Raw genomic sequence first — 14050 nt, 5'->3', positions numbered from 1 at the left:
AAGGCTATTCCTTCCAGGCGTAGGAGACGTCGAGCACCCCGTTGAACATCTTCGGCACGCCCTTCACCTTCGCGCTCGAGATCGCGTAGTAGGTATTCTGGAAGGTCCAGAACCAGATCGCCTCCTTGTTGATCAGTCGGCTGATCGCGCAGTAATCCTCGGTACGCTGGGCAACGTCGGCGGTGGTCCGCGCATGCTCCAGCAGCCGGTCCAGCTCCGGATTGGAGTAGTTCGCCAGCGCCACCGGGCTGCCGGTGTGGAAATTGGCGTACATCTGCGGATCCGGATCGGCGAGATCGACGATGCGCCAGGGCGTCAGCTGGAACTGGCGCATGAAGGCGCGCGGCGGAATGGTCGCCTGATCGACCTGCTCGATCTCCATATTGGCGCCGATGCGCTTCCAGAATTGCTGCAACACCTGACCACCGGTGCGGCCGCGCGGCGTCGCCGTGACCAGCATCTTGAACTCGACCGGCTTGCCGTAATCCTTGATCAACGCCTTGGCCTTTTCGACGTCGTAAGGCAACGCGCCGTCATCCTTGCACTTGACCCAGGACCCGTCGCCATAGGGATTGCTGGCCGGTCGCGCCAGGCCATTGGTGATCGCTTGCGACATCTTCGTGCGATCGAGCGCCATCACCAGTGCCTGGCGCACGCGCACGTCGTCGAACGGCGGGACCTTGGTGTTGAAGGCGGCAACTGCAGCCCCCGAGCCTTGATAGGTATGCACGGTTAGACTGGTGTCCTTGCGCGCCTTGATAATGTTGTCGGCGTCGGCCTCGTCGTCCCAGATGATGTCGGCCTCGCCCGATTGCAGCGAGGCAAAGCGCGACTGCGCATCCGGCAGCGGCTTTAAGATGATGCGATCGAGATAGGGCTTGCCCTTGTCCCAGTAGTCCGGATTCTTCTCCAGCAGCATGCGGTCGCCGGCGGTCCAGGATTTCAGGATGTAGGGTCCGGTGCCGACCGGGTTGCGGTTGTAGTCGTCGCCTTTGGTCTTCCATGCGGTCGGCGACTGCATGACGTTGTTGGAGCTCTGGATCGACTGGGTCGCCGGGAAGTTCACCGACGGGTCGCTGAAATTATAGCGCACCGTGAGGTCATCGATGACGTCCACGCTCTTGATGCTGGTGATGTAGAACGCGCATCGGCACTTGTTGGCCGGATCCTTCTGACGGTCGAAATTCTCCTTCACCGCCTGCGCATTGAACGGCGTGCCGTCGTGGAATTTGACGCCCGGCCGCAGCTTGATGGTCCAGGTCTTGAAGTCCTCGGCATGCTCCCAGGACAGCGCGAGCTTCGGTGCCGGCTCGCCCTTGTCGTCGAGCGTCATCAGCGTGTCGAAGATCGCGGCCGCGGCGGTGTTGGCCGACGTGTCGTAGACGCCGACCTTGAGCGGGTCGAAGCCCGGAATGTCCAGTTCCTGGCCGACGGTGAGCGTGCCGCCCTGCTTCTGCGCATGGGCCGGTGCAGCTGACATTGCCGCACCGAATCCCGCCACAAGAAATATGCACGCAACTGCGCGCGCGCGCCCGACCAGCTTCATCGATGCTCCCTCCCAGGTGGGCGACGTCCGGTGTTCCGGATCGTCGTCTGTTGGGCGGCAGATTGTCCGGAATCGCCGCGCGCGACAAGACCGTAATACGGATGAAAAGCCGCAGGGCGATCACGATGCGATCTCGTGAGCTCGCATCGTGATCTGGTCTACGTGTTTGAGCATGATCTTTTGGAAAACCGGCACCCACTTTGCGCGAACGTGGCCCTCCGGGTCCGGCTCTAACTACGCGCCGTCTTCGCCGGTTGCGCTGCGAAGCCTGCGATCTGATCCTCGGAGAGGCCGATCTCCTTCAGATAGGACAGCGTGTGCTCGCCGAGCGTCGACATCCGCTTGCGTGCGCCGACCGCAGCGCCGGACATGCGGAACGGCAGATTGAGCACCTTGAAGCTGCCGCCGCCGTCCGCAACCTCGGCCAGCGCGCCGCGATGGGCGATTTGCGGATCGGCAAGCGCCTCGCGTACGGTGCGATAGGCCGACGACGGCACGCCATATTCATTGAGCGCGGCAAGGCAGGCCTGCGTGCTGACCGAGCGCGACCACGCCTCCACGCCCTCCATCAGGCCCGCCCAGTTGTCCCGTCGATCGGAATATTTGGCGAAGCGCGGATCGGACACCCAATCGGGACGGCCGATCACCTGCATCAGGTTCTGGAACGTCTTCTCGCTGGCGATCGCCACCATCACGTAGCCGTCGGTGGTTTCGATCGGGCCGAACATCGGGCGCTGGGTTTGCTTCACCTCGAATTGCGACCATTGCAACTCGTTCAGAGTCAGGCTCAGCATCGATTCCAGCATCGAGACGTCGATGTGCTGGCCCTTGCCGCTGGCGGCGCGCTGGTAGAGCGCAGCCGAGATCGCACCGAAGGCGTAGACGCCGGTCAGCACGTCGGCGTGGTAGATGCCGCAATAGTCCGGCCGGCTGCGGCCCGGCTGATAGGCGAGATGCGCCATCTCGTAGCCTGAGGCGGCATGGATCACCGGCGCATAGGCCGGCAATTCCGCCGACGGGCCGGTCTGGCCGTAGCCGGAGATCGAGCAAAAGATCAGCTTCGGATTGATGTCGCGGACCGAGGCGTAATCGAGCTTCAGCCGCCGCATCACGCCGGGACGGAAATTCTCCACGAGCACGTCGGCGGTGGCGATCAGCCGGCGCACGGCTTCGACGCCGGCCGGCGACTTCAGGTCGAGCACCAGGCTGTTCTTGCCGATATTGAGCTGGCCGAACGCCGTCGAGCAATTGTTGCGCACCGGCGGCCGCGTCCGCATCGTCTCGCCTTCGGCGGGCTCGATCTTGATCACCTCGGCGCCCATGTCGGCGAGCATCCGCGTGCAATGAGGTCCGGCGATCGTGGTCGAAAAATCGAGCACGCGAAGGCCGTCGAAGCTCGGTGTCAAATTCCCCTCATCGTCAGCGGCTATGGTCGTCGGCAAGGCTTCCTCCACCTTCGTCATTGGTTGTTCGGCGTCGCGTGACCCTAAAGTGAGCCGCCCTGGCAGGAAAGCGTCTCGTCCAGACCGGGAGCGCGGGCCGTCTTGCATTTTACTCAAAGGCAGATTGGACCCGATCTTGCATAGCCATGTCACGGGCTGGAACGAGGGCGCTTGTTGAAGGTCTTATTCGTCACGACGGAGATGGACGATTTCGTCCGCGTGGGCGGGCTCGCCGCCGTTTCCGCTGCCCTTCCGCGGGCGCTCCGCCCGTGGAGCGACGTCAGGATCATGCTTCCCGGCTACCGGGATGTGGTCGAACAGTTCACGCATATTGAAATCGTTGGGCAATGCCGAGCGCTCGCCGAGATGCCGGCCTGCACGCTCGGGCGTGCGTCGACCCGGGACGGACTTCCGGTCTACGTGCTGCTGTGCCCGCAACTCTACGAGAGGCCGGGCAATCCCTATGGCGATGAGTCCGGCCGCGACTGGCCCGACAACGACGTCCGCTTCGGCCGCTTTGCCTCGGCCGCTGCCGAACTTGCAGCCGGGATGCTGGACAAGAATTGGGCAGCGGACCTCGTACACGCCAACGATTGGCAGGCCGCGCTCACACCGGCCTACCTCGCCTGGCGCGGCGCGCGGATTCCATCGATCCTGACCATCCACAATCTCGCCTATCAGGGCCTGTTTCCGAAGGACTCGCTGCGGCGGATCGGCGCACCGGAAAGCTCGTTCCACATCGACGGGCTGGAGTTCTACGACAAGCTCTCCTTCCTCAAGGGCGGCCTCGTCTACGCCTCGCATCTGACCACGGTCAGCGCGACCTATGCCAGGGAGATCACGACCGCGGAGCTCGGCTGCGGTCTGGAAGGCCTGCTCCGCGTGCGCTCCGATGCCGACCAGCTGACCGGCATCCTGAACGGCATCGACGAGAGTTGGGACCCGCGCCACTGCGCGCAGCTCGCGCAGCCGTTCGGCTCCGGCGACTGGAAGGGCAAGCAGGCCAACGCCGACTATGTCCGCCGTCAGTTCGGCCTTGCGGTCTCGCGCGGGCCGATCTTTGGCCTCGTCGCACGCCTCGTGCATCAGAAGGGCGTCGACCTCGTGCTGTCCGCCGCCGACGAGATCGTCAGGGACGGCGGACAGATCGTCGTCACCGGCAGCGGCGAGCCCGCCATCGAGGATGCGCTGGTGGCCGCGCATCGCCGCCGGCCCGATGCGATCGGCGTGATCATCGGCTTCAACGATGGGCAGGCGCGGCGGATCTTCGCCGGCAGCGATTTCACCCTGATGCCATCGCGCTTCGAGCCCTGCGGCCTCAGCCAGATGTATGCGCAGCGCTTCGGCTCGCTGCCGATCGGCCACCAGACCGGCGGGCTCGCGGAAACCATCGCCGACGGCGAGACCGGCTTCCTGTTTGCGCAGCCGTCGGCGGAATCCTTCCTTGGCGGCGTCAGGCGCGCCTTCGACGCCTACCGCGCCAAGGACCGGCTCAACGCCATGCGCTCCAGCGCGATGGCCAAGTCCTACAGCTGGGACCTGTCGGCCGCCTGCTATGGCGCGCTCTACAAAAGGCTGGTCATGCCGCGCGTGATGGCTTAGGCGGCCCGCCTCGCGGGCTTGTGAAGCCCGGCGGCTGTGGGATCCCACTGGCCCAGTAACAATCGGGTCATTGCACCGAACCTTTCAGGCGATCACGTCGCCCCACGGCTGGACGACGACGCATGCGTGAAATTGCGAATGATGACTTTTGGCCAAACGCGATTGCGATGGAGGAACATCATGGACGTCAACGAAGAGCGCCTCAATTCATTCATGGGAAAGATGATCGGCGATGTCGGCGCGGCGATGAATGCCTCGCTGATGCTGCTGGGCGACAAGCTCGGGCTCTACAGGGCTCTCGCGCAGGGCGGGCCGATGAATGCCGCAGCCCTGGCCAAGGCGACGGGAACGGCCGAGCGCTACATCCAGGAGTGGCTGTCGGCGCAGGCGGCTTCCGGCTACATCGAGTACGACAAGGCAACCGGAAAATTCTCGATGCTGCCCGAGCAGGCGCTCGCGCTTGCCGACGAGGACAGCCCGGTCTTCCTCGGCGCCGTCGGAAGCCTTGTCGGCGCGACCTTTCTCGATGAGCCAAAGATTACCGACGCGTTCAAGACCGGCAAGGGCGTCGGCTGGAACAGGCGCAGCGAGTGCCTGTTCTGCGGCACCGCCCGCTTCTTCCGCACCAGCTACAAGCACTATCTGGTCCAGGAATGGCTGCCGGCGCTCGAGGGCGTCGTCGACAGGCTGAAGAAAGGCGCTGTCGTCGCCGACGTCGGCTGCGGGCACGGCGTCTCGACGCGACTGATGGCGGAGGCGTTCCCGAAATCAACGTTCTACGGCTTCGACTATCACGACGGCTCGATCGAGGCGGCGCGGAAGTCCGCGCGGGAGGCGGGATTGTCGGACCGCGTTCATTTCGAAACGCACTCCGCCAAGACATTCCCGGCCAAGGGCTATGACCTCGTGTGCTTCTTCGACTGCCTGCACGACATGGGCGATCCGGTCGGTGCCCTCAAGCACACCCGCTCCACCCTCGCCGACGACGGCACCTGTATGCTGATCGAGCCGTTCGCGGGCGACCGGCTGGAGGACAACCTCAATCCGATCGGGCGCGTCTACTACGCGGCGTCGACGATGATCTGCACGCCGGCGTCGCTGGACCAGGAGGTAGGGCTCGCACTCGGCGCGCAGGCCGGAGAGGCAAGACTGCGCGAGGTGGCACGCCAAGGCGGCTTCTCGCGGTTCCGCCGCGCCGCGGAAACGCCGTTCAACCTGATCCTGGAAGCTCGCCCGTAAGGCAGTCCATAGCGCAGTGCGTTTCGACGGCGGCATCATGCCGCCGTCGGAGGCTCACCGTGATGGGCGGCCTGCCCCTGGCAGCGCCCCACTACCAGTCCTGTTGCGATTGCCAGTAGTACTGGCCGCCGCGCCGGCGCGGGTTGGCGGCTTGAGGATTGCCATAAATCTGAGGGCTACCGAACTGGGGAGCGCCGTATTGGGGGCTACCATAATTGGTCGGCGCCTGGGGATTCCAGCTGCGCTGATAGAAGAAGCCGAAACCGTCCTCATCCCTGCTCGCAACCATGTCGTCCGTCATCATGGGCCGGGTCGGCTTGCGCGTGATGAAACCGCCCTGGGGCTGGTTGCTCAGCACGGCCACGAACTCGGTGCGATAGTTGGTCTCGGCGCTCAGCGGCTCGTCCGAGATGATGATCGAGGAGCGCGCAACGGCGGTCGGCGCGATGCGGTCCAGCACATCCTGCGGGATGGTGATGCGGTCGAGCGCGTCCTTGGCGTTGTCTCCGTCGTCGATCGTCACCTGGGTCCAGCGCAGGCCGCCCGCGTCGTTGCGCGCCATCGCCGTGTAGATATGCGTGCCGATCGGCTTGTCCGGATCGCGGATCGTGACGGGGACCTCGATGCTTGAATCGAACACCTCGCCGCCGTCAGCCCATGGCTTGTGGGTGTTGCGCCGAACGTAAAGCTTCTGCGTCGCGCGGCTGATGTAGACGGACACCGGCTCGAGCGCGAGCTTCGCCTCGGTTGCCGCCTTCTGGGTATCCCCCTTCTTGGCCTCGGCCGCCTTGGCGGCATCCTTGGCGGCGGCCGCGGCGTCGAGCTTCGGCCTGGCGTCACCCTGGGCAGCCTCGAACTGCGTGGTCGCTTCCGCGGCCTTGGCCACGGCCTTCTGCTTCAAATCCTCGGCGCGCGCCTTGGCCTGATCGGTCTTGGCAGCGGCGAGCGTCTTGTCGGCCAACGCAACCGCAGCGTCGGCACGGGTCTTCATCTGTTGCAATTTGCGCAGCGACGCCGGCGTGAACAATGCAGCTTCCTTGGACGCTGCTATCGAAGCCTTCTTCGCCTCGTCGGCCGCCTTGGCGGCATCCGCGGCCTCGCGGGTAAGCTTTTCGGCACGCGCCGGCGCAGCCGCGATGGCTTGCGCGTTCGGCACGAACAGCGCCGGATGCGTAAAATCGACCGGCGCCGGATCGTTCGGCGCAATGATCACCCGCATCCCGATCCGGGTCTTGTCGAACAGCTTCTCGGCAAAATCGTAGGGCATCCGCACGCAGCCATGCGAAGCAGCATATCCCGGCAGCGGTCCGCCATGCAGCGCGATGCCGTTCCAGGTGATGCGCTGCATGTTGGGCATCCAGGCATCGTCATAGAGGGTCGAGTGGTGATCCTTGTCCTTCTCGATCAGCGCAAAGACGCCGGCCGGCGTCTCGCGTCCCTTGACGCCGCTCGACACCGGCGCGCGGTAGATCCAGCCCTCGGCGTCGTAGAAAGTGACCTTCTGGGCCTTGATCGACACGATCGCCATGATCGGCTCGCCAGCGGTGCGCGGCGCAGTCGCCTCGACGGCTGCCGAGGGACGCTGCTCTTTCGCCGCGACGCCACCGGTCAGTGACGCAACTGTGACCATCGCCGCGAAAGTCACAAAGGCGGGACGTCCCCAACGCCGCATCGCTCCGGTGATCTGCGCCGTCGTCGTTCGATTTACCATGCCGTTCCTCGGTCGAAATGCCTGCCCGCGCTGCGTCGATCCGTACCAGACCGCGATTTTGGATTGATTAATCGCCGCCACGGTTCAACGCGCGAACTCGCTCCTGGGGACCATCGGACTCGTTCCAGCAGCAAATCACTTATATATTCACTCATATATGACGGCACATGCAGGAGGAAGGGTGCCGCGCAGCAAAACGGACCCGTAGCCGCATCCCTGGTCCGGTCGGTGGCGGCCAATGATGCCGCGGTTGCGCCCTGCCATCATGCCGTCCGCCGCGTCTCCGGCATCACCAGCCAGACCACGAGCAGTCCGAACGCGGCGATCCCGGCGAGGCCCATAAAGGCGGTGCTGCTGCCGAGCTTGTCGCTGACATAGCCGGCCAGCACCGTGCTGAGCGACGCGCCAATGCCGACCGCGGTGCCGACAATGCCCTGCGCCAGGTTGAAATGGCCGCTGCCGAAGGCGACGTCGGCCACGATCAGCGGCACCATCACGCTGAAGATCGCCGCGGTAATGCCGTCGAAAATCTGCACCACGACCAGCACATAGGGGTCGCGCACCGTCGCGAACAACAGGCCGCGGATCGCCAGCGCGGCGAACGCGATCAACAGCAGCGGCCGCCGCCCCCAGGCCTGCGCCTTGCGACCGACCGACGGCGAGCACAGCGCGACGATCGCCTGCGGCACAATGATGCAGGCCGCGATCAGGACCGGCGCCCATTGGCTCGACCGTGTCGTCACCACGCCCGCCATCAAGGGCAGCATCGCGGCATTGGCGAGCTGGAACAGCATCATCGCGCCGGCGAAGATCAAGAGCGGCCGCTGCCGTACCAGGCCGACGACGCTGGTGGCGCGCTTGTCGGGGACCTCGCGTTTCACCTCGCCATGGGCCTGGGCGATGTCGATCTCGCGCTCGCGGATCCGCGCCAGCGACAACAGTGTCGGGATCGCCAGGATGAAGGTGACGAGGAACACCGAGCGGCTCGACAGCAGATAGCCGCAGGCGCCCATCAGTGCCGCGGCCGAGCCGCTGCCGAGCGAGGCGAAGCGCGCGTTGCGGCCGAGCCGCTCGCCGATCGCAAGCGGCCCGACCAGGCCGAGGCTGATCGCGGCGATCGCCGGACCGAGCACGCAGCTCGCGAGCGCGTGCAGCGTCGCGGCAAGCGTCACCACGGGAAAGATCGGCCAGAGCGCGTAGGCCAGCGCGCTGGCGCCGATCGCGGCCACCGCACAGCCCGCAACGACCCGCTCCGAGCGCGCCGCATCGACGATCGCCCCGCCGGGCATCTGGCCCAAGAGGCCGATGATGCCGCCGATCGAGAGCACGAAGCCGATCTCGACCTGGGTCCATTTCTGCGTCGTCAGATAGACCGCGACGAACGGGCCGAAGCCGGTCTGCACGTCGGCCAGGAAGAAGATGAACCAGTCGAGGCCGCGCTGGCTTTCCCGCGACGGCGTGCGCGGTTCCTCGGGACTGCGTTGATCGGGGGCAATTGACACAACGTTAGTGCTGCCGGCTGATCGCTTGCCACGACCGTCGCCAACCGTCTCTAAAGAAGAGTTCGGACGCGCGACCAGCTCTACCCCCCTAATGTTCGTAATCCCATGGATGCAGGCTTCCCGCCGCGCCCAGCACGATCAGCGGCGTATCTTCCTTGTACTCTGGCGCAGCGCTCACCTGCTGCTTGTTGAGGTCCAGCGTGATGCTGTCGCTCTTGCTGGAAACACCGGCGAAACGCAGCGCGTTCCAATCGACCACGATCTTGCGGCTGCCGACGCCGAGGAAGCCGCCGAAATCGATCACCGCGGCGCGGACCTTGCCGTCGCGGTCGACGATGACGTCGACGATACGGCCCATGTTCTCATTGGCGGAACTGCGAACGTCGCGCCCGAGAATGCCGTGCGCATCGCGCGCGCCGATCACGGTCACCGACGGCGGCGGCGACGGCTCCTTGGACGATTCCTTTGAGGGCTCCTTGGCCTGCTCCTTTGGTGCCGCAGAGGCTGCCGGTGGCGCGGAAGTTGCCGGCGGCGTGGAAGTTGCCGGCGGCGCCTGGGCGGCCGGCGGCGGCGATGGTGTCGGCGCCGGCGCTTCGTCGTCGGCGGCACGGACACCCGCGCATGTCAGCAGCGCCGCTGCGACCAGCATCGTCATCATCCTCGGACGCATGTTGCTCTCCCCGCGATTTCCCGGCGCACGCATGCCGCGCGACGACGCTCAATGCGTCAGCACGATCGACACCTGGATCTGGCCGCGCGTGCGCAACACTTCGAGCGACACCTCGTCGCCATGGCGGCGCAGCCTCAAATCGACGCTGGAGGCGCCGAGCCTGAGGTCGCGCAACACCACGTCGTTGAGGAATTCCGGCAGCCGCGGATCGCGCAAGCGAATCTCGCCGCGCGCGGTGTCGAACTCGAGGCCGAGCGCCGCCTCCAGCAGCGTGAACGGCGTCGCGCTCGCCCAGGCCTGCGGTGCACAGGCGACGGGATAGAGCACCGGGCCGCGCCGGCGTTCGCGGCGGAAGCCGCAGAACAGCTCCGGCAGTCGCCGCAGTTCCATATAGCTCGCGGCATCGAACAGCCCCTTGAACAGATGCGCGACCGAATGCTTGAGGCCGTAGCGGGCAAATCCGAGCGCGATCAGCGCATTGTCATGCGGCCAGATCGAGCCATCGTGATAGGACATCGGGTTGTAGCGCGCCTCGCCCGCAGCGACGGTGCGGATGCCCCAGCCCGAGAAGAACTTCTGGCTCATCAGATCGGCGGCGACCCGTCGCGCGCGGTCTTCCCGCACCATGCCGGAAAACAACGTCTGGCCGGCATTCGACGTGCGCACCTTGCACGGCTGCTTGGCGCCGTCGAGCGCGACCGCATAGGTGCCGAGCTCCTCGCACCAGAATGCTGCCTCGAACCGCTCGCGCAGCCGCTCGGCCTCGGCTTCCAGCTTCGCAGCCTTGTCGGCAAAGCCGAGTTTGCGCGCCGCGCGCGCGGCAAGCTGCTTGCCGGCAAACACATAGCCCTGCACTTCCGCCAGCGCGATATTGCCCTCGGCAAGCGTTCCGTCGGCGTGGAAGATGGCGTCGAACGAATCCTTCCAGCCTTGATTGCGCAGCCCCTGCTCGGTGGCGCGCTGGTATTCGACGAAGCCGTCGCGATCCGGATCGCCCGGGCCGTCGATCCATTGCAAGCCGGCCTCGACCGCGGGCCACAGCTCGCGCAGCGTCTCCAAATCGCCGGTGCGCTCCAGATAGAGCCCGGCGAGCAGCACGAACAGCGGAGTCGAATCGACGCTGCCGTAGTAATGCGCGAACGGCACTTCGCGCAGCGCGGCCATCTCGCCGCCGCGCATCTCGTGCAGGATCTTGCCCGGCGCGGCATCGGCCAGCGGATCGACCGCCTTGGCCTGGAACAGCGCGAGCCGCTTCAGCACGCCCTTGGCGATCCGCGGATCGACCCACAGCATCTGCAGCGCGGTGATCAGCCCGTCGCGGCCGAACGTCGTCGAATACCAGGGAATGCCGGCATAGGGATAACGGCCCTGCGGCGTCTCGGTCATCAGCATGTTGAGGTCGGCCATCGCCTGGCACAGCACCTCGTTGAAGATGTTGTTCGAGGTCTCGATGCTGGCCGCGCCGGCCGACGAGGTCCGCATCTCGCGGCGATGCGCCAGCAGGCCACGGAAGAACGGCACCGGCTTCTGCATGATCGGCTTGTTGCAGGAGACCGCGACGAACAGCGACGTGACCTGCCCGGGCTCGAGATCGAAATGATAGGTCGCCGCGTTGACCGACAGCCGCGTCGGCCGTGGATCGAAATGCAGCGCGGTGATCCGCGTCTGCTCGTCGAGGCCGCAATATTCCAGCACCACGTCGGTCGGGCCGAGCAGCTTGCTCGAGCCGATGCCACGCCGCGGCCGGCGCTCGCCGCGCACCTCGAACAGATCGGCAAAGTCGTTGTCGAACAGCAGCGTGAGATCGAAGCTCGCGGCATGATCGCCGTGATTCTGCAGGCCGATGCGCTGATAGGCCGTGCCGCGCCACAGGAAGATCGAGCGCACGATGTGCAGCGTGTCCTTCGGCAGGGTCAGACGGTCGTCGCGATAGACGTCGGAATTGGTGAGGTCGACCGTCAGCGCCGAATTGTCGTCGCGCATGTTGGAGCCGAGCAGGAGCGGCTGCACGTTCTCCAGCACCATTTCCAGCCGCGCCAGGTAGCGGGTGTCGGCGTTGAACAGGCCGTCCGGCCCGCCGGCCGAGGCGCCGATGTCGCCGTGGCTGTCGAGCACGATGAAGGTGTCGTCATGCTTGAGCGAGCGCCGCGGCCGTGCCGCGGGCCCGGTCATCGGAATGTAGAACGGCGATTCGGCGACGTGCTCAGTGATGCGAGCGGTGATGATCTGCGTAACGACGTCAGCTGCCATCTGAACCTCTGGCGACTTTGCTTGGCTCCACTTCGGCTCGAACGAACGCACCGGAACGCAAGAACACGCTTGAGAACGCGGGGTCAGGCCGCGCTGGTGGAGAGGCGGCCCATCTCGCGCGCGACCAGGTCGCGGTAGGGGCCCCTTCCCTTCACGAGAATATCGGGCGGACCGTCCTCGACGATGCGGCCGCCCTGCAGCACGATCACGCGGTCGAAGCTGCGCAGCGTCGCGAGTCGGTGCGCGATCGCGACCACGGTACGCCCGCGCATCAGCCGCGACAACGCCTCGCGGATCGCCTCCTCGGATTCCGCATCGAGCGCCGCGGTGGCCTCGTCGAGCAGCAGGATCGGCGCGTCCTTCAGGAAGGCGCGCGCGATCGCGATCCGCTGGCGCTGGCCGCCGGAGACCTTGACGCCGCGGTCGCCGACGATGGTGTTCATGCCCTCGGGCAAGGATTCGATGAAGTCGCATCGCGCTGCGATCGCCGCCCGCAGCACCTCGTCGTCGGTGGCGTCCGGCCGGCCGTAGCGGATGTTCTCCAGGATCGAACGGTGGAACAGCGAGATATCCTGCGGCACCACCGAGATTGCCGCGCGCAGGCTCTGCTGGGTGACGCGCGAGATGTCCTGGCCGTCGACGGTGATGTTGCCCTGCTCGACGTCGTAGAAGCGCTGCAGAAGGGTAAACAATGTTGACTTGCCGCCGCCGGACTGGCCGACCAGGCCGACCCGCTGGCCGGGTTGGATGCGCAGGCTGAAGCGCTCGAACACCTGCAGGCCGCCGGGATAGCGGAACGCGACATTGTTGAAGGCGATCGCGGCGCCGCTCTTCACCAGCGCCTCGGCCTCCGGATGGTCCTTCAGCTCGTGCGGCTGCAGCAGCGTCGCCAGCGCCTCGGTCAGCCGGGCGACATGCTGGGTGACGTCGACCAGCGCGACCGCGAGATCGCGGGTGGCGCTGAGGATCGAGATGCCGAGCGTGCACACCAGCACCACGTCGCCGGTGGTCGCCGCGCCCTGCTGCCAGAGACTGAGCGCCCAGGCCAGCATCGCGATCGTCAGAATGACGGTCACGCCGGCGTGAATGAGACGAAGCTTCTCGAGGTAGCGCAGGGAACGGCCGCGCGCGACGAGTTCCCGATTGACGGTCGCATCGAAGCGTTCGTGCTCATAGCCGAGGCCGCAGAACGCGCGCACCAGCGGGAGGTTGTTGATGACGTCGACCATTTCGCCGTCCACGGCGGCAGCCCTGTTGGCGAAATCGTCGTGCAGCGGCCGGCCGGCGGCGGCGATGCGGAACATGGCTACAACCATGGTTCCCGCGATCAGGATCAGCACTGCTGACATTGTCACGCTGACGGTTCCAACCAGGGTGATTGCCGCGAAGGTCGCGATGCAGGGCGGCAACACATTCCATACGAACATGTTCTCGACGGTGAACACGGCGTTCGACGTCGCCGTGATCCGGCTGGTCAGCATGCCCGGCAGCCGGTCCGTGAAATAGCTCGGCGCGTGGCCGGTGAGATGGCGGAACATGTCGCGGCGAAGATCGCCGGTGACGCTGACAAAGGTGTAGCTCGCGGTCCAGCTCGCGATCCGCCACAGGAAGTTGTCGGCTGCAATCAGCGACATGAGCAGAGCGAATGCCAGCCATACGCCGTTTGCGGCCGACGGCCCCGCCGACAACGCATCGACCAGATTCTTGACGCCGTATTGCGTGCCTACCGAACAGGCAACCGCCGCAACAACGGCTGACAGAATTACAACATGCGACGGCAGACGCCGGCGCAGATAGCGCAGCACAAAGGGAAACGGGCGATGCGCATATCCTGACAGATGGTCCATGACGTCCTGCAAAGCTGTTGAAGGTGAACGAGAAAATTTTAGTCGAAGCTCTCGCGCACGATGACGTGAAGGGCGGCGGTGGGATTCCTTGATGCAGCCATCACTGCGCAACAATTTTGCAACGCTGGCATAGGCAAAACCGTGTTGGAGCGTGATGGCATCAGCAAGACCACAGTGTGATGGAAGAAAGAAGCGGCAGATCTCCCACATCTAAGGAACCTCGCACGTGCGAGAACGTTCC

General features: G+C 65.5%; 9 protein-coding genes. 2 read left to right on the top strand and 7 right to left on the bottom strand.

Features of this window, described 5'->3' with window-relative positions; translation table 11 throughout:
* Positions 1 to 4 precede the first annotated feature (4 nt).
* Positions 5 to 1480, bottom strand: coding sequence for an ABC transporter substrate-binding protein (locus XI02_RS14590; RefSeq protein WP_240537041.1), 1476 nt, complete (start codon positions 1478 to 1480; stop codon positions 5 to 7).
* A gap of 296 nt (positions 1481 to 1776) precedes the next feature.
* Entirely contained in the window at positions 1777 to 3009 is a 1233-nt protein-coding gene (locus XI02_RS14585; protein ID WP_069276971.1) for a CaiB/BaiF CoA-transferase family protein, read from the bottom strand.
* A 153-nt stretch (positions 3010 to 3162) separates the two neighbouring features.
* Between XI02_RS14585 and glgA the strand changes: the two genes are divergently transcribed.
* Positions 3163 to 4590, top strand: a complete 1428-nt coding sequence (gene glgA / locus XI02_RS14580; protein WP_069276985.1) for a glycogen synthase GlgA — start codon at positions 3163 to 3165, stop codon at positions 4588 to 4590.
* Positions 4591 to 4770: 180 nt separating this feature from the next.
* On the top strand, positions 4771 to 5829 hold the full coding sequence (locus XI02_RS14575) for a class I SAM-dependent methyltransferase (RefSeq protein WP_016846516.1): 1059 nt from the start codon (positions 4771 to 4773) through the stop codon (positions 5827 to 5829).
* Between the two features lie 91 nt (positions 5830 to 5920).
* Here XI02_RS14575 and XI02_RS14570 read toward each other — a convergent pair whose 3' ends face one another.
* From XI02_RS14570 to XI02_RS14550, 5 genes are all read right to left on the bottom strand, one after another.
* On the bottom strand, positions 5921 to 7459 hold the full coding sequence (locus XI02_RS14570; RefSeq protein WP_370143914.1) for a L,D-transpeptidase: 1539 nt from the start codon (positions 7457 to 7459) through the stop codon (positions 5921 to 5923).
* 344 nt (positions 7460 to 7803) lie between these two features.
* Positions 7804 to 9042 (bottom strand): MFS transporter, encoded by a 1239-nt coding sequence (locus tag XI02_RS14565; protein ID WP_172648273.1) that lies wholly within the window; start codon positions 9040 to 9042, stop codon positions 7804 to 7806.
* Positions 9043 to 9130: 88 nt separating this feature from the next.
* On the bottom strand, positions 9131 to 9700 hold the full coding sequence (locus XI02_RS14560) for a PRC-barrel domain-containing protein (RefSeq protein ID WP_172649204.1): 570 nt from the start codon (positions 9698 to 9700) through the stop codon (positions 9131 to 9133).
* A 60-nt stretch (positions 9701 to 9760) separates the two neighbouring features.
* Positions 9761 to 11962, bottom strand: coding sequence for an amylo-alpha-1,6-glucosidase (locus XI02_RS14555; protein WP_172648274.1), 2202 nt, complete (start codon positions 11960 to 11962; stop codon positions 9761 to 9763).
* 83 nt (positions 11963 to 12045) lie between these two features.
* Positions 12046 to 13809, bottom strand: a complete 1764-nt coding sequence (locus XI02_RS14550) for an ABC transporter ATP-binding protein (RefSeq protein ID WP_016846512.1) — start codon at positions 13807 to 13809, stop codon at positions 12046 to 12048.
* Positions 13810 to 14050: the final 241 nt, after the last annotated feature.

This window comes from Bradyrhizobium sp. CCBAU 21365, from assembly GCF_015291305.1.
In the GTDB taxonomy this organism is placed as follows: domain Bacteria; phylum Pseudomonadota; class Alphaproteobacteria; order Rhizobiales; family Xanthobacteraceae; genus Bradyrhizobium; species Bradyrhizobium elkanii.
The sequence above is the reverse complement of the archived record's forward strand: the minus strand, read 5'-3'. Positions and strand labels throughout refer to the sequence as shown.

What these genes read in the sequence shown, in the direction of transcription:
- XI02_RS14585 (WP_069276971.1), bottom strand. Translation starts at nt 3,009, where the DNA reads ATGACGAAGGTGGAGGAAGCCTTGCCGACGACCATAGCCGCTGACGAT.
- XI02_RS14575 (WP_016846516.1), top strand. Translation starts at nt 4,771, where the DNA reads ATGGACGTCAACGAAGAGCGCCTCAATTCATTCATGGGAAAGATGATC.
- XI02_RS14550 (WP_016846512.1), bottom strand. Translation starts at nt 13,809, where the DNA reads ATGGACCATCTGTCAGGATATGCGCATCGCCCGTTTCCCTTTGTGCTG.
- XI02_RS14560 (WP_172649204.1), bottom strand. Translation starts at nt 9,700, where the DNA reads ATGATGACGATGCTGGTCGCAGCGGCGCTGCTGACATGCGCGGGTGTC.
- XI02_RS14570 (WP_370143914.1), bottom strand. Translation starts at nt 7,459, where the DNA reads ATGGTCACAGTTGCGTCACTGACCGGTGGCGTCGCGGCGAAAGAGCAG.
- XI02_RS14590 (WP_240537041.1), bottom strand. Translation starts at nt 1,480, where the DNA reads ATGTCAGCTGCACCGGCCCATGCGCAGAAGCAGGGCGGCACGCTCACC.
- XI02_RS14555 (WP_172648274.1), bottom strand. Translation starts at nt 11,962, where the DNA reads ATGGCAGCTGACGTCGTTACGCAGATCATCACCGCTCGCATCACTGAG.